Origin of the sequence: Flavobacterium sp. GP15 (genome assembly GCF_014281985.1) — a bacterium.
Lineage (GTDB): Bacteria > Bacteroidota > Bacteroidia > Flavobacteriales > Flavobacteriaceae > Flavobacterium > Flavobacterium pygoscelis.
Map to the genome: position 1 here is coordinate 124,231 of NZ_JACFTC010000005.1, position 20,416 is coordinate 144,646.

The 20,416-nt window shown below is 32.4% G+C and carries 18 protein-coding genes; all 18 read right to left on the reverse strand.

Features of this window, described 5'->3' with window-relative positions:
- Positions 1 to 151 precede the first annotated feature (151 nt).
- The gene (gene hisIE, locus H2650_RS11655) at positions 152 to 751 is read right to left on the reverse strand and encodes a bifunctional phosphoribosyl-AMP cyclohydrolase/phosphoribosyl-ATP diphosphatase HisIE (protein ID WP_188050987.1); all 600 of its coding nucleotides are present in this window, start codon (positions 749 to 751) and stop codon (positions 152 to 154) included.
- A 45-nt stretch (positions 752 to 796) separates the two neighbouring features.
- Positions 797 to 1,552 carry an imidazole glycerol phosphate synthase subunit HisF gene (gene hisF, locus H2650_RS11660; protein ID WP_188050988.1) on the reverse strand — a complete coding sequence of 252 codons (756 nt, stop codon included), beginning with the start codon at positions 1,550 to 1,552 and terminating at the stop codon, positions 797 to 799.
- Between the two features lie 69 nt (positions 1,553 to 1,621).
- Entirely contained in the window at positions 1,622 to 2,365 is a 744-nt protein-coding gene (gene hisA / locus H2650_RS11665) for a 1-(5-phosphoribosyl)-5-[(5-phosphoribosylamino)methylideneamino]imidazole-4-carboxamide isomerase (RefSeq protein WP_188050989.1), read from the reverse strand.
- 41 nt (positions 2,366 to 2,406) lie between these two features.
- The gene (gene hisH, locus H2650_RS11670; RefSeq protein ID WP_188050990.1) at positions 2,407 to 2,988 is read right to left on the reverse strand and encodes an imidazole glycerol phosphate synthase subunit HisH; all 582 of its coding nucleotides are present in this window, start codon (positions 2,986 to 2,988) and stop codon (positions 2,407 to 2,409) included.
- 175 nt (positions 2,989 to 3,163) lie between these two features.
- Positions 3,164 to 4,300 (reverse strand): bifunctional histidinol-phosphatase/imidazoleglycerol-phosphate dehydratase HisB, encoded by a 1,137-nt coding sequence (gene hisB, locus H2650_RS11675; RefSeq protein WP_188050991.1) that lies wholly within the window; start codon positions 4,298 to 4,300, stop codon positions 3,164 to 3,166.
- A gap of 105 nt (positions 4,301 to 4,405) precedes the next feature.
- On the reverse strand, positions 4,406 to 5,455 hold the full coding sequence (hisC, locus tag H2650_RS11680; RefSeq protein WP_188050992.1) for a histidinol-phosphate transaminase: 1,050 nt from the start codon (positions 5,453 to 5,455) through the stop codon (positions 4,406 to 4,408).
- Positions 5,445 to 6,737 (reverse strand): histidinol dehydrogenase, encoded by a 1,293-nt coding sequence (gene hisD, locus H2650_RS11685; protein WP_188050993.1) that lies wholly within the window; start codon positions 6,735 to 6,737, stop codon positions 5,445 to 5,447. The genes hisC and hisD overlap by 11 nt, the downstream gene beginning before the upstream one ends.
- Before the next feature lie 101 nt (positions 6,738 to 6,838).
- Entirely contained in the window at positions 6,839 to 7,696 is an 858-nt protein-coding gene (hisG, locus tag H2650_RS11690; protein ID WP_188050994.1) for an ATP phosphoribosyltransferase, read from the reverse strand.
- A 257-nt stretch (positions 7,697 to 7,953) separates the two neighbouring features.
- Positions 7,954 to 8,448: a hypothetical protein gene (locus H2650_RS11695; RefSeq protein WP_188050995.1), complete on the reverse strand. Its 495-nt coding sequence runs from the start codon at positions 8,446 to 8,448 to the stop codon at positions 7,954 to 7,956.
- 63 nt (positions 8,449 to 8,511) lie between these two features.
- Positions 8,512 to 9,630: a VIT1/CCC1 transporter family protein gene (locus H2650_RS11700; protein WP_188050996.1), complete on the reverse strand. Its 1,119-nt coding sequence runs from the start codon at positions 9,628 to 9,630 to the stop codon at positions 8,512 to 8,514.
- Positions 9,631 to 9,645: 15 nt separating this feature from the next.
- Positions 9,646 to 10,761, reverse strand: coding sequence for an efflux RND transporter periplasmic adaptor subunit (locus tag H2650_RS11705; RefSeq protein WP_188050997.1), 1,116 nt, complete (start codon positions 10,759 to 10,761; stop codon positions 9,646 to 9,648).
- Positions 10,762 to 10,771: 10 nt separating this feature from the next.
- Positions 10,772 to 15,106, reverse strand: coding sequence for a CusA/CzcA family heavy metal efflux RND transporter (locus H2650_RS11710; RefSeq protein WP_188050998.1), 4,335 nt, complete (start codon positions 15,104 to 15,106; stop codon positions 10,772 to 10,774).
- A gap of 67 nt (positions 15,107 to 15,173) precedes the next feature.
- A complete protein-coding gene (locus tag H2650_RS11715) occupies positions 15,174 to 16,559 on the reverse strand; it encodes a HAMP domain-containing sensor histidine kinase (RefSeq protein WP_188050999.1) in 1,386 nt (461 codons plus the stop codon).
- 5 nt (positions 16,560 to 16,564) lie between these two features.
- Complete coding sequence (locus H2650_RS11720) at positions 16,565 to 17,227, reverse strand: response regulator transcription factor (protein WP_188051000.1); 663 nt, start codon at positions 17,225 to 17,227, stop codon at positions 16,565 to 16,567.
- 28 nt (positions 17,228 to 17,255) lie between these two features.
- Positions 17,256 to 18,635, reverse strand: coding sequence for a DUF3570 domain-containing protein (locus H2650_RS11725; RefSeq protein ID WP_188051001.1), 1,380 nt, complete (start codon positions 18,633 to 18,635; stop codon positions 17,256 to 17,258).
- A gap of 44 nt (positions 18,636 to 18,679) precedes the next feature.
- Entirely contained in the window at positions 18,680 to 18,892 is a 213-nt protein-coding gene (locus H2650_RS11730; RefSeq protein WP_188051002.1) for a DUF4266 domain-containing protein, read from the reverse strand.
- A gap of 15 nt (positions 18,893 to 18,907) precedes the next feature.
- Entirely contained in the window at positions 18,908 to 19,891 is a 984-nt protein-coding gene (locus H2650_RS11735; RefSeq protein WP_188051003.1) for an FAD:protein FMN transferase, read from the reverse strand.
- Positions 19,888 to 20,325: a thioredoxin family protein gene (locus tag H2650_RS11740; RefSeq protein ID WP_188051004.1), complete on the reverse strand. Its 438-nt coding sequence runs from the start codon at positions 20,323 to 20,325 to the stop codon at positions 19,888 to 19,890. The genes H2650_RS11735 and H2650_RS11740 overlap by 4 nt, the downstream gene beginning before the upstream one ends.
- Positions 20,326 to 20,416: the final 91 nt, after the last annotated feature.

A 20,416-nucleotide genomic window follows, 5' to 3' on the forward strand; every position in this document is an offset into this window, starting at 1 on the left:
AAATAAACTTTATAATTTAAGAACAATAACTCCTACAATTAATTTTCTAAAAGCGTTAAAACTCTTATCGAATTAAGAAACCGATTTGATCTTATTTAAAAAAGATTTTTAAGGAGTTGATTCAACATTAAGTACTTTAAAATCTATTTTTTTACTTTTGACGACTTTTTAAAACATCAACCACGTCATTTAATTGAAATCCTTTGGCTTGTAATAAAATAAGATAATGAAAAAGCAAATCGGCACTTTCACTAAGGAATAAATCATCGTTTTCGTCTTTGGCTTCAATAACTACTTCAATCGCTTCCTCTCCTACCTTTTGAGCTATTTTATTAATTCCAAGTTTAAACAACGAAGCTACATAGCTTTTTTCAGAGTCTGCATTTTGTCTACGCGTATTAATGGTACTTTCTAGATCAGAAATAAATCCATAAGCGATTTCATTTTTTTGATCCCAACAGGTATCAGTTCCTTTGTGACAAGTTGGTCCTTCTGGTTTTACTTGAATTAACAGCGTATCATTATCACAGTCATTTTTGATATCAATAAGATTCAAAAAGTTTCCACTTTCCTCTCCTTTTGTCCAAAGTCTTTGCTTGCTACGACTGTAAAAAGTTACTTTTTTAGTATCAACTGTTTTTTGATAGGCTTCAGCGTTCATATAACCCAGCATCAAAACGGTTTTAGTTTCACTATCTTGAATAATTACTGGAATTAAACCATCTGTATTTTTTGAAAAATCTATATTCATGTTTTATGTATAAAGTTGTAAAGTAGAAAATCTTATTGTTTAAGACTATATTCTAACCTCGATATTGTTATTTTTAAGTTCTTTTTTTAACGTTTTTATTTCAATTTCTTTGAAATGAAATACGCTTGCTGCCAAAGCGGCATCTGCCTTTCCTTCTTGAAAAGCATCTACGAAGTGTTGTATATTTCCTGCACCTCCAGAAGCAATTATAGGAATATTGACTAATTTAGATAATTTGGCCAAAGCTTCATTAGCAAATCCATTCTTGGTGCCATCATTATCCATTGAAGTAAATAGAATTTCTCCCGCTCCTCTTTGTTCGACCTCTTTAGCCCAATCAAATAAACTTCGTTCTGTAGGTACTTTTCCACCAACTAAATGCACAACCCATTCTCCATCAATTTGTTTAGCATCAATGGCGACAACAATACATTGACTCCCAAATTTTTGTGCTAAATCATTAATCAATTGAGGGCTTTTTACCGCAGATGAATTGATAGAAACTTTATCTGCTCCATTTTGAAGCAAAATTTCAACATCTTCAACAGAGGAAATTCCACCACCCACAGTAAAAGGGATATTGATTGTGGAAGCAACTTTCCGAACCAAATCAACTAAAGTTTTTCTTCTTTCTTCCGTTGCCGAAATATCTAAAAAAACCAATTCATCTGCTCCTTCATCAGAATAGATTTTAGCTAATTCTACAGGATCACCTGCATCTCGTAAATCTACAAAATTTACTCCTTTTACCGTTCGTCCATTTTTAATATCTAGACAAGGAATTATTCTTTTTGTTAACATATTTGTTTATGTGTTAATTAGAAAATTAGTAAGTGCGATAATAAACTCATTATTGCATTTCTAATTTGCTTATCTACTTAGTATGTATTGCTCCAATTGTTTCATAGAAATTCGACCTTCATATATGGCTTTACCGATTATGGTTCCTTCACAACCTAATTCAGCTAGCTTAGGTAATTCGTCAAAAGTAGAAATTCCACCAGAAGCGATTAATTTAATCTCGACTCCGCTCGATTTGACATTACATTGATCCAAAATTTTAGCGTATAAATCAAAACTAGGACCTTCAAGCATTCCGTCTTTGGCAATATCAGTGCAAATCACATACTGAATTCCTTTGTTTTGATACTCTTGAATAAACGGAATCAAATCTTCGTTAGAATCTTCTAACCAGCCAGAAACAGCTACTTTCTCATTATTTGCATCGGCTCCTAAAATGATTTTATCAGCTCCATATTCAGCAATCCATTTTTCGAAAATTGCTCTGTTTTTTACGGCGATGCTTCCACCAGTAATTTGGTTTGCGCCACTTTCAAAAGCGATTTTCAAGTCGGAATCCGATTTTAATCCACCACCAAAATCAATTTTTAGTTTTGTTTTTGTGGCAATTTGCTCTAAGATTTTATAGTTTACAATTTGGCTTGATTTTGCTCCATCAAGATCTACTAAATGCAAATATTCTATGCCGTGCGACTCAAATTCTTTGGCTACTTCAAGTGGATTTTCATTGTATATTATCTTAGTATTGTAATCTCCTTTGGACAGTCGAACACATTTACCATCTATTATGTCTATTGCGGGTATTATTCTCATTTATAATTAATCTTAAAGTTTGAAAGTCTAAATTCTTAAAGTTACAACTTCAAAAAATTAGCTAAAATTTGTTCTCCTATTGCACCGCTTTTCTCAGGGTGAAATTGTGTTCCGTAAAAATTGTTTTTTTGTAAAGCGGAAGCATATTCTAATTCATAATTAGTAGTCGCTATTGCTTCATTGCAAAGCGGAGCATAAAAACTATGAACTAAATACATGTATTCCTTTTCGCTGATTCCGTCAAATAATGGGGATTTCAAATGATAAATTTGGTTCCAACCCATCTGTGGCACTTTTACTTTATTAGAGAATTTCACCACATCAACATCAAAAATGCTTAAACCTTTTGTATTTCCTTCTTCAGATGATTTACACATTAATTGCATTCCCAAACAAATTCCTAAAACAGGTTGTTTTAAGGTTGGAATCAAAGTATCCAATCCGCTTTCAATTAGCTTTTTCATGGCTGAACTTGCTTCACCAACACCCGGGAAAATTACTTTGTCTGCCGCTTTTATTTCTTCTGAATTACTGCTCAAAACAGCTTTATATCCTAATCTTTCGATAGCAAACATAATGCTTTGTATATTTCCTGCTCCGTAATTTATGATAACTATTTTCATTCTTCTTCTTTTATTCCTGCAAGGTTTTTAAAACCTTGTAGGTTTAGTTATGAATACCTACAAGGTTAAAAAAAAGCTTGCAGGACTATTTATGAATACTAAAAAGTTTCTCAAGAACTTATACATCTATTCATGAATACCTACAAGGTTAAAAAAAACCTTGCAGGACTAGTATTTACAACATGCCTTTTGTACTTGGCAAAATCATTTTTTCGGTATCGCGTTTTACAGCTACTTTTATCGCTTTAGCGAAAGCTTTAAAAATGGCTTCTATTTTATGATGCTCATTAATTCCTTCCGCTTTGATGTTGATGTTTGCTTTAGCACCATCTGAGAAGGATTTAAAAAAGTGTAAAAACATTTCTGTTGGCATTTTACCCACCATTTCTCGTTTGAATTCTGTTTCCCAAACTAGCCAATTTCTACCTCCAAAATCAATGGCTACTTGCGCTAAACAATCGTCCATTGGCAAACAAAAACCGTAACGCTCAATGCCTAATTTATTTCCTAAAGCTTTTGCAAAAACTTCTCCCAGCGCAATTGCAGTGTCTTCGATCGTGTGGTGCTCATCGACTTCTAAATCGCCTTTTACAAGAATTTCTAAGTCCATTTGACCATGTCGCGCAATTTGATCTAGCATATGATCAAAAAAAGCTATTCCAGTTTCGATTTTGCTTTTTCCTGTTCCGTCTAAGTTCAATTTGATAAAAATATCTGTTTCATTGGTTTTTCTTTCAATAAAAGCAGAACGTTCCTCTAATTTTAAAAATTCATAAATAGCTTTCCATTGCGTAGTTTGCAAAGCGATAACCGAATCTAATTCTTCTCTTTTCGAAGCGATTTCAGCACTTCCTAATGCTTCATCAGTATTAATAAAAATGGCTTTTGAACCTAAGTTTTTTGCTAATTCCACATCCGTAATTCGATCACCAATTACGAACGAATTAACTAAATCATAATCTGGATTATTGATGTATTTTGTCAACATTCCAATGCCTGGTTTGCGTGTTGGAATATTTTCGTGAGGAAATGTTTTATCGATCAACACTGAACTAAAAACAACTCCTTCATTTTCAAAAGCTTTCATTACTAAATTATGAACTGGCCAAAAGTTGGCTTCAGGATGAGAATCAGTTCCCAAACCATCTTGATTGGTAACCATCACCAATTCGAAATCAAATTCTTTGGCAATTTTACCTAAATATTGAAAAGCATACGGATAAAACTCTAGTTTTTCAAAACTGTCTAACTGATAATCATTTGGTTCTAAAACCATTGTTCCATCACGATCTATAAAAAGTATTTTTTTCATTATTTTATTTTTTAAGTCAGATTCTAAAGTTTAAAATAATTTGAATTTTAAATTATTTCAAAACCAAGAATTCCTAATAATTCTAGGAATCCATCAAATCTCTATTTAAATTTCTTTTAAAGCCTCTATCAATTTGTTGTTTTCTACTTCAGTTCCAACAGTTAGACGCAAACAATTGTCGCATAAAGGCTGTGTAGTTCGGTTCCGGATTACGATCCCTTTATTAATTAAATCATTGTATCTTTTATTGGCATCATCCACTTTTATTAAAATAAAATTAGCCTCTGTTGGATAGATTTTATCGACAAAATTTATATTAAGTAATACTTTAAGTAAATTTTCTCTTTGCTCTACAATAGAAGTAATTTCATTTTTTATTTTTTCAGAATAATCCAATCTTTCTAAAGCTCTTTTTTGGCTTAATTCATTAACATTGTAAGGCGGTTTTATTTTGTTCAAAACTGAAATAACTTCAGTTGAACCATAACAAATACCCAATCGGATTCCTGCTAAACCATACGCTTTTGATAGCGTTTGCGTAATTATTAAATTGGGATATTCATCCAACTCATTGATCCAACTTTCTTTTTGAGAAAAATCAATATAGGCTTCATCAATTACGATTAATCCTTTAAAATTTTGTAAAAGATAGGCAATACTTTCATCAGAAAAAGAGTTTCCTGTTGGATTATTAGGCGAACACAAAAAGATAATTTTAGTATTTTCGTTAACCGCAGCCATTATTTTTTCAATTTGAGGCTGAAAATCCTCTGAAAGTAACACTTCCTTATTTTCTACCGCATTAATGTTGGCTAAAACTCCATACATGCCGTAAGTTGGCGGTAATGTGATTACATTATCCTTATTAGGTTCGCAGAAAGCTCGGAATAACAAGTCCAATACTTCGTCACTTCCATTTCCCAATAAAATTTGGTTCAATTTTACATTTTTCTGTTTTGCTAAAATTGCTTTCACACTCTTTTGTTGCGGATCAGGATATCGATTTACTCCATTTTCAAATGGATTTTCATTGGCATCCAAGAAAGTCATATCAGCAGTGTTAAAATCTTCAAATTCATCGCGAGCAGAAGAATAGGGTTTTAATACCTTTACATTTGCTCTTACAATAGTATTTATGTCAAAATTATTTTTCATTTTCAATCGCTTTTAATCGTAAAGTAACTGCGTTTTTATGCGCTTGCAATCCTTCGGCTTCTGCCATTATTTCTATTGCTTTTCCAATATTCAAAATTCCTTGTTTTGATATTTTCTGGAAAGTCATCGCTTTGGTAAAACTATCTAAATTTACACCGCTATAATTCTTAGCATAACCATTTGTTGGTAAAGTATGATTTGTTCCAGAAGCATAATCTCCTGCACTTTCTGGAGTATAATTGCCAATAAATACCGAACCAGCATTCTGGACACCATTGCTATAAAAATCATCAAATTCAGAACAGATGATAAAGTGCTCCGGACCATATTCATTAATTAATTCTAATGCAATTGTATCATTTTCTACAAATATCAATTTAGAATTTGCAATGGCTTTTTCGGCAATATTTTTTCTTGGAAGTATCTCGAGTTGTAATTGGATTTCCTTTTCAACCGCATCAATTAGTTTTTTTGATGTAGAAACTAAAATCACCTGACTATCAGTTCCGTGTTCTGCTTGGGATAATAAATCGGAGGCAACAAAAGCAGGAACAGCAGTATCATCAGCAACAACTAATAATTCTGATGGACCTGCCGGCATATCGATTGCTACGCCAAATTGTGTTGCTAATTGTTTGGCTACCGTTACAAATTGATTTCCAGGGCCAAAGATTTTATACACTTTAGGAATGATTTCCGTACCAAAAGTTAGTCCTGCAATTGCTTGTATTCCTCCCACTTTTAGAATTTTAGTTACCCCGCATAAAGAAGCAGCATACAAAATAGCAGGATTTATTTTTCCGTTTTTATCTGGTGGCGAACATAAAACTACTTCATTACAACCGGCAATTTTAGCAGGAACAGCAAGCATTAATACCGTTGAGAATAAGGGTGCTGTTCCGCCAGGAATATACAAACCTATTTTTTGAATAGGTCGTTTTTCTTGCCAACAGTTAACTCCTTCTACCGTTTCTACACTTACGATATTTGTTTTTTGAGCAGCATGAAATTTTTCAATATTTGATTTTGCTAATTGAATTGCGTCTTTTAATTCAGGGGAAATAGTTACGATTGCTTCCTCAATCTCTACTTTAGAGACTTCAATATTTGCCACTGCAACACCATCAAAAAGAGAAGTATATTTTGCAACGGCAGTGTCCCCTTTTTTCTGAACTTCCCTAAAAATTTCTTTGACAGTAGCTTCAATATCATCTATCGTTTTTGTTGGTCTTTCTAAAATAGTAGACCAAGATGCTGGTTCTGGATTGTATATTTTGTTCATCTTTTTGTGGTTTAACCGCAAAGTTTGCATAGGTTTTCGCAAAGTTTGCTAAAGTATATATTAACTGAGTTATTGAAACTCATAATTTCTATTTTATAATGCTAAAGAACCATTTTCTCAATTGGACAAACTAAAATCCCTTCGGCTCCAGCTTCTTTTAATTGATCAATAACATCCCAAAAAGTATCTTTATCAATTACAGAGTGCACACTACTCCAACCTTCTTGTGCTAAAGGTAAAACAGTTAAACTTCTTAAAACAGGCAGTATTTTACCAATCGCTTCAATTTTATCATTAGGAACGTTCATCAAAATATATTTTGATTTTCTAGCTCTTAAAACAGCTTCTATTCTGAATTTTAAAGTATCGATAATTTTTTGAGATTCTGGAGTTACTTTTGGAGAAACCGCTAATACTGCTTCACTTTTAAAGATAACTTCTACCTCTTTGAGGTTGTTTTTAAATAAAGTACTTCCGCTAGAAACAATATCAACGATTGCATCAGCAAGACCAATATTTGGCGCTATTTCTACTGAACCTGATATTTGGTGAATATCTACTGTTACGCCTTTCGAATTGAAAAAATCAAGAACTGTTTTAGGATATGAGGTTGCAATACGCATTCCGTTTAAGTCCTGAACGGAATTATAATCAAAAGTTTTAGGAACTGCTACTGACACTTTGCATTTTGAGAATCCTAATTTTTGAATTACTTCTATTTCTCCGCCTTTTTCCACTAATAAATTGTCGCCAACAATTGCTATATCTACTACGCCGTCGATAAGGTATTGTGGAATATCTGAATTTCTTAAATATAAAACTTCTAAAGGAAAGTTAGAAGCTTCGGCCTTAAGTTGGTCTATTCCGTTATCGATAGATATACCAGCATCTTTAAGGATTTGAATGCTGTCTTCGTTTAAACGTCCTGATTTTTGAATTGCAATTTTTAAAGTACTCATTTTTTAATTATTTTTAAATTAATAGTTTGAGTACAGTAGAGAGTAATAAAAAACCCGTTTGATGTACTCAAACGGGTTCTGAAATATGATGATTTACATGCATACCATTAACACATCGCTTGAGAGCAATAATGAAAATGATGATGATGCAATTGATTGGTAAACATTTTTTTATTCTTTAATTAGAATTGATTTGCAAATATAAAAGATAATAAATTTATAAAGCAAATAAAATTGATAAAATAATTTCATTTATTTTATTCATCCTTTAAAGGTGTTGATTTTTCAGGAACTAAAGCATTATTTTCATTTGTAGCTCTGATTTCAGTATGACGAATTTCTCCACCAGAAGTGCCCACTAATTGTGCTACATAAACAGCTCCAATACCCACTATTACGGCTACGATAGAAATAAACTTTGCTTTTGCATGATTTTTTAAATTTAAAATAATTCCTAAAACTGAAATTCCTCCCAATAAATACAATACTATCGCTAACTTTTCTGCTATTTCCTCATGTTCGTGAATAATACGCTTTCCAATGGTTGGCATATCTTCGACCATTTCTTCGGCTCCTTCGCCTGTCGCCATACTAAATGCGGCAAAAATAGCAGCTACAATAAATAAGACATAAGCTGTATTTTTTACAGAATTATTTTTTAAAAATAGCCCAGCTATTAAAATTCCAAGTGCTAAAATCGTCCCAATGATTGGAAAATGATTTACTACTAAGTGCCAATGTGCATCATTCATATTATTGTAATTTAAGGTTTATAATTAATTTTTATTTTAGAAAACTCTATTGTATAAAAGTTTTTATCCTGCCAACGAAACACCTATCAAAGAACCGATTCCATAGGTTATTGCTGCAGCAGCTAAGCCAAAACCTACTTGTCGTAATCCGGAGAACATAACGCTTTTTCCGGTTAGTAATGTGATGGCTGCTCCAATTCCAAAAAGTCCAATAACACTACTACCAATACTCAATAAAATAGCATTCTTGCCTTCTAAAATCATAAATGGATATAAAGGAATAATAGCGCCAATAGAAAAAAGTACAAAAGAAGCAATGGCAGCTTCCCATGCTGAACCGCCTAATTCTTCTTTATCAATACCTAACTCTTCTGTTATAATAGCATCAATAGCTGTTTCATGACTTTCAAAAGCTTTATCTGCTAATTTTTGTGCTTCAAGAATATTCATTCCTTTGGCTTGGTACAGTAAAACCAATTCCTTTTTTTCTTCTTCTGGAGATGCTAATAGTTCTTCAGTTTCTAAGTCAATTTGTCTTTGGTTTAATTCTCTTGAGCTTTGCACAGAAAGCCATTCACCCAAAGCCATCGAAATCGCTCCTGCCAAAAGTCCAGCAATACCCGTTAACAAAATGGTATTATTAGAAACTGCAGCACCAGCAACTCCCATTACCAAACTCATATTAGAAACTAAGCCATCATTGGAACCTAAAACTGCTGCTCGAAGTGCATTTCCTCCAACTGATTTATGACGACTTTCAAATTTTGATAAAAAACCTCCTGAAACATTTAGTGCAGCATTATTATTTACAGCTTCTATGATTTTGAGGTGATTGTGTTCAAAACCCGTTGGCTTTTCACCATTTTCAATTTTATTTTTTACTGCATTTACTGCAAATTGCTTTTCAACACTAGACAGACTACTAATTATCGAACTATAGCCAAAAATTTTACCTAGCTTCAATTGTAGTTTTGCTCTTGAAGAAGGCATTGGCATTTGATACTTAGAATCAATGGTCAAAACTTTATCAAGCATATTTTGGGCATGCCCTTTCTCGATTTGGGATAAACTTTGTAAAACTCTAGTCAGATTATCGTCAGATTGAATAGCAGCAATGCTATCGTATAAAAATGCAGTATCCACTTCTGTCTGTAATTGACCTTTTAGTTTATTTAAATCCATGTTGTTTACTATAAATTAGTTAGTCAAATCAAAAACACCTTTTGTCAAAATTTTTGATTCGGCATTGATTGCTGAATTTGGTATTATTTCAACAAATTTTTCCGATTTCTCCCCTATCGTAACGCTTACTTTTTTGAAAGAATAACCGTCTTTTTGATTCTGTAATAAAAGTACGAAATTTTTATTGTTCTCGGTTATTAATGCATCCGAAGGAATGGCTAATCCTTTTTTAGAGTCCACAATAATTTGAGCTTCAACAAACATTCCTGTTAGTAGTTTTTGCTTAATAGCATCGTCTAAATGTGCATGTATATTTATGGTTCTATCATTACCTTCGATTGATTTTCCAACTAAATGTACTTCTGCATTAAAAAGGTCTTTTGAAGCTTCTGGAACTTTAAAAGTGATTTTTTGACCAATCTTAACTTTCAAAATGTCTTTTTCAAAAACGGCTAATTCTAAATGCAAGTGATCTGTATCAACAATTTCAAGAATTACATCTGATGGTGCGACATACATTCCTACGTTAGCATTCATTATCACAATATCACCGGATATAGGAGAAAAAATAGTAATTGTCGAAGTTAAGTTACCTTGTTCTACACTTTTAGGATTGATGTTCAAAAGCATTAATTTGGCACGTAAGCTTTGGTGCATGGCTTTTGCTCTTTTATAATCACTATCGGCTTTTAAATAGTTTTTTTGAGACGTTATTTTTTCGTCGAATAATGTTTTTTGACGGTCATATTCTGATTTTAAATATGTAAGTTGTTCTGCTACTTCCATATAATCTTTTTGAATATCTAAAAACTCTGTGCTTTGTAAGACTAATAAAGCCTGTCCTTTTTTAACTTTATCACCCACTAAAAGTGTAGTCGATTTTACATATCCGCCCATAAAAGTGGTCACTTTTGCACGATTTTGTGGAGGAACATCAATTTTTCCAGCAGTTTTCACTGTTACATCAAAATCTTGTTCTGTTGGAGTACCAATTTCCATTGCTGAAGATTGAAATTGAGCCTTGGTTACAGTCGTTAAATCATCATCCTTGGGAGCTACTTCTTCGGTTTTGGATTCTTTGCAAGAGAATAAAACAACTGCTAAAGTGGCTATATATAGTATTTTTTTCATTGTAATGGTATTAAAAATTTAAGTATTGTAAATCTAATTGCGTTTGGTTGAATTGTAAAATTGTATCTAAATAATCAACTTGAATGGTTGTCGCGTTTTCTAAACTTTGTATGTATTGAAAAAAATCGATTTCGCCATGTTTAAAACTACTGTTTGCTACTTTTATAATCTCATCTGATAATTTTTTACCGTACAAATTGTAGTAGTTAATAGCTTCTTGATATTTGGCTAATTCATTGGTTTTTTGATTCATGTATTGTTCTATTTTTGAATCCTCATTTTGTTTTTGCTGTTCCCAACTTTGCAGTTCTAATTGTGCAACTTTAGCTTTAGAAACATTTCCCGAAAACAATAAGGGAATACCAATACCAACATGAAAACCGTATAAAGATTGTGATATACCGCTATTTTTACCTTGAAAAAAGTCTAAATTAATATCGGGTAACCACGATTGCTTATGTAAATCTATTTGAGTTTTATAATTTTTTGTAATACTCTCTAAATAAGTAGTATAAAATGATTTACTTGTACTATCGCTTAAATTATTTAAAACTGTTATTTCACTATTATTTATTACCGTTATTTCATCATTTTGTACTAAAGAATGCAATACGTCATACTGTGCTTTTTTATCTTTATCGATTTGAGAAAGCTTAGTTTTTATTTGTCTAAATTTAGCTTGAGCAGTAATTTTTTCCAGATAATTAGTCTCTCCTAATTCAAAGCGTCTATCACTTGCTTTAGAAAAATTTTGATATAAACTGTCTAAATACTGATACAATTTTTCCTGATGTTGTAGATATACAATATGCTGATACGATTTTGAAACGGCTAATGAAAGTTTATTTTTCTGAATTTCGAAATTGGCTTTTTCTTTTTCATATTCAGAAGAATACACTTTTTTCTGTGCGCCGTAAACGGTTGGAAAAGAAAAGCGTTGTTGCACTCCAAAAACTTTTAAAGGCTGATCATTAATCGCTAAATTATTCTGATCATAACTATAATATACATTTGTTTTATCAAAGGTATAAGCCGTTTTAATATTGGCTTGTGTTTTATCAACTTGTAACTGTGCCGCTTTTATTCCTTTGTTATTCTGAATTGCTTTTGATAATAAACCCTCTAATTCTGGATTTGAATTCTGGGAAAAAGCAAATGAAGAAAATAATAAAAATAAAATAATATATGTCCCACTTTGATGTTTTTTAAACTTAGGTTTTTTAAATTCTTTACTATCAAAAACCTTGTACAAAATAGGTAGTACAATCATTGTTAAGATTGTTGCTGTAAATAAGCCACCAATTACCACAGTTGCTAGAGGACGCTGAACTTCTGCACCAGCTGATGACGAAATTGCCATGGGTAAAAATCCTAATGCAGCCGCAGCAGCTGTTAATAAAACAGGACGCAATCGATCTGTGGTTCCTTTCAAAATTAATGCATCGATATCTTTCATACCTTGGTGTTTGAGTTCTTTAAAATGTTCAATTAATACAATTCCGTTTAGAACTGCAATTCCGAAAAGTGCTATAAACCCAACTCCTGCTGAAATACTGAAAGGTAAGTCGCGAATCCATAAAAATAGAACACCACCAACTGCCGATAAAGGAATAGCGGAATAGACCATTAAGGCTTCTTTTACAGAACCAAAAGCAAAATATAATAGAACAAATATCAAAAATAAGGCAATTGGAACAGCAATCATTAAACGGGCTTTAGCACTTTGTAAGTTTTCAAACTGTCCACCATATTTTACATAATAACCGGCAGGCAGTTTAATGTCATTATCAACGACTTTCTGAATATCCATTACTACACTTTGTAAATCGCGGTTTCTAACGTTGATTCCTACTACAATTCTTCGATTGGTATTGTCTCTCGAAATCTTCGCAGGACCTTCTGTATATTCTATTGAAGCTAATTCTTGTAAAGGAATTTGTTCACCATTTGGCGTGGAAACGTATAAATTACGTAAATCCTCAATATCGTGACGATTTTCTTGATCCAAACGAATAACCATATCAAAACGTTTTTCGCCTTCAAAGACATTTCCAACTGTTTTTCCGGCAAAGCCAAGAGCAATCATTTCGTTTAAATCTGAAATATTAAGTCCATATCGTGCAATTTTAGAGCGATCATAAACTACCGACATTTGAGGCAAACCTTCCGTTTTTTCAATAATTATATCCGAAGCACCTTCTACTTTAGCAATCGCTTTTTTGATTTCATGTGCTTTTTTGGCTAAAACATTTAAATCTTCACCAAAAACTTTTACCGCTACATCAGATCGAGTACCAGAAATTAATTCATTAAAACGCATTTCAATTGGCTGAGTAAATTCAATTTCCATGTTTGGAATTTCTTTTTCAATCGCTGATTTAATTTTATCGGCTAATTCATCTTTACTCTTCGCTGACGTCCATTGTGATTTCGGTTTTAATTTTACAATAACATCACTTTCCTCCATTGACATAGGATCAGTAGGAACTTCGGCAGCGCCAATTCTGCTGACTACTTGGGTTACTTCTGGGAAATTTTTAAGAATTATTTTCTCAATTTTAGTAGTTATGGCAATAGTTTTAGTTAATGATGTTCCTGTTTTTAAAACGGGTTGGATTACAAAATCACCTTCATCTAAAGTTGGGATAAACTCCCCGCCCATTGTTGCGAATAATCCGACAGCTAGCAATAACAATCCTAAAGCTCCGTACAATACTTTTTTTGTATTACCAATTGACCAAGTAATTATTGGTAAATACCAAGAGTTCAGTTTACGAATTAATTTGCTCGATATAGAATTTGGATTCTCTGGTTTTGGTTTTAAAAATAACGAAGAAACCACCGGAACATAAGTAAAACAGAATATCATAGCGCCGAGTAAAGCGAAACTAAAAGTCATCGCCATTGGTCTAAACATTTTACCTTCGATTCCGGATAATGATAGTATTGGGATAAAAACTATCAAAATAATCAACTGACCAAAAATAGCCGAATTCATCATTTTTGAAGCGCTTTTATACGTGATTTGGTCAATTTCTAACTGACGCTCTTCTTTTTCAAGACCAACTAAATGAGCTGATTTACTGGCTATCTGAAAAGCAATAAACTCTACTATAATAACTGCTCCGTCAATTATAATTCCAAAATCTATAGCACCAAGACTCATTAAATTGGCATCAATACCAAAAATATTCATAAAGGAAATAGCAAATAGTAAACACAACGGAATTACTGACGCTACAACTAATCCAGAACGCCAATTTCCTAACAATAAAATCACTACAAAAATTACGATTAAACAGCCTAAAATTAAGTTTTCCGCAACTGTAAAAGTTGTTTTACCTACTAATTCGCTTCGTTCTAAAAATCCATTAATATAAACGCCTTCAGGCAAGGATTTCTCGATTTCTGTCACTCTATGTTTTACATCATCTATGACTTGTTTAGAATTCGCTCCTTTAAGCATCATCACTTGACCCAATACTTTTTCGCCTTCTCCATTTCCGGTAATAGCTCCAAAACGGTTGGCGTGACCAAAACGAACATCTGCTACATTTTTAATATAAATAGGTAAACCATTGCTGTTTTTAACTACAATATTACCAATATCTTCTATAGATTTTACTTTACCTTCTCCGCGAATAAAATAACTTTGATTAACTTTTTCAATATAAGCACCACCGGCAATACTGTTATTTTTTTCAAGCGCAGTAAAGACATCGGTTGTCGTGATATGCATTGCTTTTAAACTCGAAGGATTAATTGCAATTTCATATTGTTTTAAATAACCGCCCCAGGTATTAATTTCAACCACTCCTTTTATGCCTGATAACTGACGTTTTACTATCCAATCCTGAATGGTTCGTAAATCAGTAACGGTATAATTGTTCTTAAATTCTGGTTTAACTTCTAAAGTATATTGATAAATTTCGCCAAGACCTGTCGTAATAGGCCCCATTTCTGGTGTTCCAAAACCTTGCGGAATTTTCTCAGAAGCTGCTTTAATTTTTTCGGCGATAAGTTGTCTTGGTAAATAGGTTCCTAAACTTTCTTCAAAAACGATGGTAACAACAGATAAGCCAAATTTAGATATGGACCTAATTTCTTTTACACCGGGTAAATTTGCCATTTCAATCTCAACAGGATACGTAATATACTGTTCGATATCTTGAGTAGAAAGATTTCCAGAAGTGGTAATTACTTGAACCTGATTATTAGTAACATCTGGAACAGCACCAATCGAAATTTGAAATACAGATAACATACCGTATCCAAAAACGCCAAGGGTGAAAAGCAAAACAATAAGTTTGTTTTTTAAACTGAAAGCAATTATTTTTTCGAGCATTTTTTTATCTTATTTATACTTCAAAAGTACTATTAAAAGATAAGGTTATCCTTAAGAACTACTTAAGTTATGCTTCAAATAAACTTAAAATTACTTTTGTTCCCCTACTCTCTTCGCTGGTAATTGCTATTTCTATAGATAACAATGAAGATAATCTTTTTACTATAGATAATCCTAAACCAGTTCCTTTTATTTCTGGGTGATCAGTTGATTTTGAACGATAGAAAGGATTAAAAATACGTTCTAAATCTTCTTTGGGAATCCCAATGCCAGAATCAATAATATGACATTCTATTTTGGATCTATTATTCATTATCTTGACCGATAAAATACCATTACAATCGGAATATTTTAATGCATTTGAAATGAGATTGTTTATGATAATAGAGAACAAATAACTATCTGTTTCTGTGTAATAATCTTTAGCAAAATCAGTAGATACCGCTATTTTTTTGGATTGTATAGTTGAAGAATAGCGTGCAATAGTATCTAAAAAAATCGCATTCAAATATACTTTTTCTAGTTTTAAAGTTTGTTTTTGGTTTTCAAATCGAGCCAAGAGCAATAATTGATCTACCAAGTGGTTTAGGCGGTCTACTTCATTTACACAAAAATTAATTTTTTCTTCGTATTCGGCGGCTTCTCGAGGCTTGCGTATCAAGACTTCTAAAGTTCCTTTAATTACCGTTAAAGGTGTTCTTAATTCATGCGATGCATCCGAAGTGAATTGCTTTTCTCTCTCAATAGCAGTTTCGATTCGGTCTAACAGACTATTAATCGTATTGGATAAAACAAACAATTCATCTTTGTTTTGAGGAATTGGAATTCGAGAAGTTAAATTATCCTTTGTAATAGTATTAGAGGTTTTAATAATAGAGTTAATGGGTTTAATACTTCTTCCCGCAATAAAACGAGCAATAAAGAAAAGCAAAATCAAAATTAAAGGATACGCAATACTTAAGATTTCTGCTAAATTTTGCAAAACCATCAAAGCTCCTTCTAATGACATAGCGATCATTACATAACCCACAATATTAGCGCCATCATAAATTGGAACTTGAATTTGGCGAATTTTATTGCCTAAAATTTTGGTGTCAAATAACTCATTATCGTTCCTTTTCTTATCAAAAAACAGAAACTCATTTTTTAAGTTAGGAGACTTTTCAATAATAGCTCCATTTTTATCCAAAAACTGAATAAAAACGGGGTTTACATCAACCGTATTGTGTTCCCTTTCCTCCCATTCCTGCATGTGCATGAGATAAAACGTATTGTTTTTGACTTCAATTTCATTCAAATGATTCTTGACTTCTTTTGAAATATCAGTGTTAAGATGATTGTAAACACTTAATTTAACAATCGAATAGATCACAAAAAAAACTACAAAAATCAATAGTGCTGTAGTAATTATGTAATGAGAGGCGATTCTATTTTTAAAGGAAAGTTGCTGCATTTTATTTAGTCATTAGCAATATAGCCTACGCCACGAACAGTTTTGATGTAGTCTTCTTCTATTTTTAAATTTAATTTTTTGCGTATTCCATTCATGAAAACGTCAATAACGCCGGTGTCGTATTCAAAATGAATATCCCAAACATCCTCGATGATTTGCGCTCTGGTACATACTTTACCTTTATTTTTAACCAAATAAGAGAGTAACTCAAATTCGCGTTGTGTCAAGGCAACTTCATTTTGATTAACTGACACTCGATGTTTAGCATTGTCAATCTCTATCGTTCCAAGTTTTAGAATTTCATCTTCTTTTTGATTTCTAAAATGAATTTTGATTCGTTCTAGCAACTCATCAAAACTAAACGGTTTCTTGATATAGTCATTAGCACCCGCTTTAAGTCCTTCAATGGTTTCCTGAACGGTATCTTTAGCTGTCAAGAATAAAATTGGAGTTTTTTCATTTTTTAATCGAATCGCTTTACACAATTCTAAACCAGTCATTTTTGGCAGCATCCAGTCTAATAAAATTAAATCGAAATGTACTTTTTGAGTAATTTCAAAACCTTTTAAACCATCTGAAACGCTAGTAACTTGATACCCTTCTTCTTCTAATCCTTGTTTAAGGAATTGAACAATACCGGCTTCATCTTCTACTATTAATAGGTGCATAGTGTAAGTTTTTTTGTAAATCTAAGCTTTATTGCATTATAAACTTGAAAGCAACTGTAGCAATATTAGCATTTAGTTTATCACTTCGTTGATAATGGTTAAACCTAAAATCAATATTCTTTAGACCAAATCGCCATAATTTTGCAGCAGTAAAAATATCAGTATAATTAACCCCAAAACCATATTGATTCGCAAAAAAAGCTGCTAAATCAGCATCTGATGTATAAAAAGTTTCGGTAGATAAATGGGTTTCGTACGGAGCATAATATTTTGATGCGGTTTGTTTGTAATAACGATACATTGGGAAAATTGTAAATTTATCAGACAATTTTACAGGAAGTTCAATACTAGCTGTATGCGATTGAATGTTCCAATTGTCAGAATAAAAACGGTAATAGGTTCTTACAATAAAGCGTTCATTGATGTAATAATTCAATCGAGCACCAATGGGAAGTTTAAAACGAGAATCTGGTAATCTTTCGATGTCATCAGCTAATTTATATACTCCAGTATTGCTTGCATTTTCATAATTACTAATAGATTGTGCTTGTCCTATATAAAAATTGGCTTTATCCGCAAAGTACATACGATGATACGGTGTTGATAATAATCCCTGTTGCTGTAAAACATCAAAGAATACTGAAAATTGTAATTTCTTGGTCACAACTTGAGAAAATCCAAAAGAAGCAGAAAACGAATTTCTACTGACAGCACTTATCGTTTTGAATGCTGATGGAGAATAACCATTAGTTGCTTGTCCGTTTTGGTCTAAAACAGTTATTCCGCCTAGATAACCTTGATTGGTAAAGTTAGAACCGTATTTTGAATATTCTTCTAACTCTTTTGGATAGATTGGTCTCCATTGGTCTAAATAGGCATTAACTTTTAAGCTTAATTCGGTATTTTTTTCATTAAAAAGTCTTGCAATTCCACCTCCAAAACCCACCGAAGTATAATCATATTCATTTGAAAATGATGCGTCTGCATTCCAGATAAAATTTCGTGAATCATTACTATGGCTGTAACTGGCAACCGCAGATACTAATTGGTCACTTTTTGATGCTCCCGATGAAGCTTGCCAAGGTGTAGGTTTAGCTCCCGAATCATAAGGATTTATATTACTTGAGGAAGCCGATGTATAAGCAGACAATCCCAAATCAATCGTTAAAATATCATCATCATTTAAGGGCATTGCGATAACTATATTAGAAGCAATATCGGTCAATTTTTCAGATCCTAATCCGCCAGATACAGCTGATCTTGATCCGTCTTGATTGTAATAACTAGCTAAAAAATCTACTTCAGTACTTTCTAAAACTCTCTTTTTAAAAGTAGTCGAAGTGGTTTTTTCTTGCGAAAAAACTGTTCCCGACAATAGGATAAAAAGAGCTACTATTTTTATTTTCATATTCTAAAGAATTGAAATTAATAATCCGAATTAATGGTTAAAATTTAGTTGCAACCGCAACCACCGCCTGATTTTCCTCCGTTGGCACCAGCCGCTCCTTCTCGATAAACCTGAAAAGAAGTTTCATATCGTTCTGCCGTTCGGGCAGTGAGTTTCATATCAGGATCATTTATTTTTTCTTTTTCGTACTCTTTTACAGTGCTGCAAGCTTGTAAAAGAAAAAGTGCAAAAACTCCAAAGGTTATTTTCTTTATCATTTTAAATAATTTTATTTAATTATATTTTTGAACATCAATTCCTTTCGAAGCATGAATTTTGCCCTGATCATCAACAATAATACATTCTATCCCTTTAATTTGATTTACTAAATCCAGACCTACATCTACACCCATTACAAATATGCCTGTAGCCAAAGCATCAGCAATTTCGGTTTGCTTAGCAAAAACAGAAACGCTAACCACTCCTTTTGCAGGATAACCAGTTCTAGGATCTATAATATGTGAATACCGAATGCCATCAAAAATGACATACTTTTCATAACTACCCGAAGTTTCTACGGCGCTGTCCTGTAAAGGAAAAGTAGCAAAAATTTTATTTTTATTTAAAGGATTTACAATTCCAATGGTCCATAATTTACCATCGGGTTGTTTTCCCCAAGCATTAATATCTCCAGAAACATTTATAATTCCAGAAGTACACCCCTTAGAAAATAATAAGTCTTTGACTTTATCAGCGATATATCCCTGACCTATTCCGCCTAAACCTAATTTCATTCCAGCTATTTTAAGGAAGATCGTTTGCTCTTTTTTATCTAGAATTACATTTCTGTATCCAATTTTTTCAACAGACTTTTTTATGGCTTCTTTAGTTGGCATGTTTTTCATGGTTCCGTCAAACTTCCATATTTTATCCATTGATGCGTAGGATATATCAAAAGCACCATCTGTAATTTCTGAAATTTTAAGAGCTCTTGCTACCAAATCAAAAACTTCAGAATTTACTTTGACTGGTTTTATTCCAGCATTTCTGTTTACTTCTGAAATTGGCGTTGTCGGAATCCAATCTGAAATTAAATTTTCTATTCGTTTTGTTTCGGCCACAGCCATATCAATATATAGGTTAGCAGCAAGAGTATCTTTTGCAACAGCAGTAACCTCAAATGGGCTTCCTAACATCCATAATTTTCGCTTATGGGCTATTTGCGAAAAAGCCGATAAGGAGAACAAGAATAAACCGAAGAAAACTATATTTTTCATTTTTTTTCGAAAGAGTGAAGGATTTGAATATACTCTTGAGGTGTAACATTTTTATAGCCCGTAATTCCCAATACTTTTCCGGAAGGATCTAAAAGTAAAACAAGCGGGAAATTTCCTTCTTTGTTATATCGTTCTGCTATTTTTTTATTCTCAGCAGTTAATTCTAATGACAATAAATTAGCTTTTTTCTTTGGGAAATCAGCTTTGTACAAGATCCAGTTTTCAGTTGCTTCCTTTTTAAATTCTTCTGATTTCCAAATGGTTTTGTCTAATTTTATGCAAGGTGCACACCAATCAGAGCCAGAGAAAACAAGCAAAATATTTCTATTTTCAGTCACTGCTTTTTTCTGAGCTTCAACAAAACTAGAATTCCAATTTTGAGAGTATTCTATTGTTCCTGTGAAAAGTAACAATAAAATTATTATTTTTTTCATCGCATTTGTTTTTTAGTATGGAATAAAATTATTCATTTTATTCTAAGTTAAAGTCAATCCAATTCTATCTTAAGCGAATATTAATTTTTAT

Bases quoted from the DNA above. Each gene is read 5' to 3' on its own strand.
- hisIE (WP_188050987.1), bottom strand. From the start codon at position 751: ATGAATATAGATTTTTCAAAAAATACAGATGGTTTAATTCCAGTAATT.
- hisF (WP_188050988.1), bottom strand. From the start codon at position 1,552: ATGTTAACAAAAAGAATAATTCCTTGTCTAGATATTAAAAATGGACGA.
- hisA (WP_188050989.1), bottom strand. From the start codon at position 2,365: ATGAGAATAATACCCGCAATAGACATAATAGATGGTAAATGTGTTCGA.
- hisH (WP_188050990.1), bottom strand. From the start codon at position 2,988: ATGAAAATAGTTATCATAAATTACGGAGCAGGAAATATACAAAGCATT.
- hisB (WP_188050991.1), bottom strand. From the start codon at position 4,300: ATGAAAAAAATACTTTTTATAGATCGTGATGGAACAATGGTTTTAGAA.
- hisC (WP_188050992.1), bottom strand. From the start codon at position 5,455: ATGAAAAATAATTTTGACATAAATACTATTGTAAGAGCAAATGTAAAG.
- hisD (WP_188050993.1), bottom strand. From the start codon at position 6,737: ATGAACAAAATATACAATCCAGAACCAGCATCTTGGTCTACTATTTTA.
- hisG (WP_188050994.1), bottom strand. From the start codon at position 7,696: ATGAGTACTTTAAAAATTGCAATTCAAAAATCAGGACGTTTAAACGAA.
- H2650_RS11695 (WP_188050995.1), bottom strand. From the start codon at position 8,448: ATGAATGATGCACATTGGCACTTAGTAGTAAATCATTTTCCAATCATT.
- H2650_RS11700 (WP_188050996.1), bottom strand. From the start codon at position 9,630: ATGGATTTAAATAAACTAAAAGGTCAATTACAGACAGAAGTGGATACT.
- H2650_RS11705 (WP_188050997.1), bottom strand. From the start codon at position 10,761: ATGAAAAAAATACTATATATAGCCACTTTAGCAGTTGTTTTATTCTCT.
- H2650_RS11710 (WP_188050998.1), bottom strand. From the start codon at position 15,106: ATGCTCGAAAAAATAATTGCTTTCAGTTTAAAAAACAAACTTATTGTT.
- H2650_RS11715 (WP_188050999.1), bottom strand. From the start codon at position 16,559: ATGCAGCAACTTTCCTTTAAAAATAGAATCGCCTCTCATTACATAATT.
- H2650_RS11720 (WP_188051000.1), bottom strand. From the start codon at position 17,227: ATGCACCTATTAATAGTAGAAGATGAAGCCGGTATTGTTCAATTCCTT.
- H2650_RS11725 (WP_188051001.1), bottom strand. From the start codon at position 18,635: ATGAAAATAAAAATAGTAGCTCTTTTTATCCTATTGTCGGGAACAGTT.
- H2650_RS11730 (WP_188051002.1), bottom strand. From the start codon at position 18,892: ATGATAAAGAAAATAACCTTTGGAGTTTTTGCACTTTTTCTTTTACAA.
- H2650_RS11735 (WP_188051003.1), bottom strand. From the start codon at position 19,891: ATGAAAAATATAGTTTTCTTCGGTTTATTCTTGTTCTCCTTATCGGCT.
- H2650_RS11740 (WP_188051004.1), bottom strand. From the start codon at position 20,325: ATGAAAAAAATAATAATTTTATTGTTACTTTTCACAGGAACAATAGAA.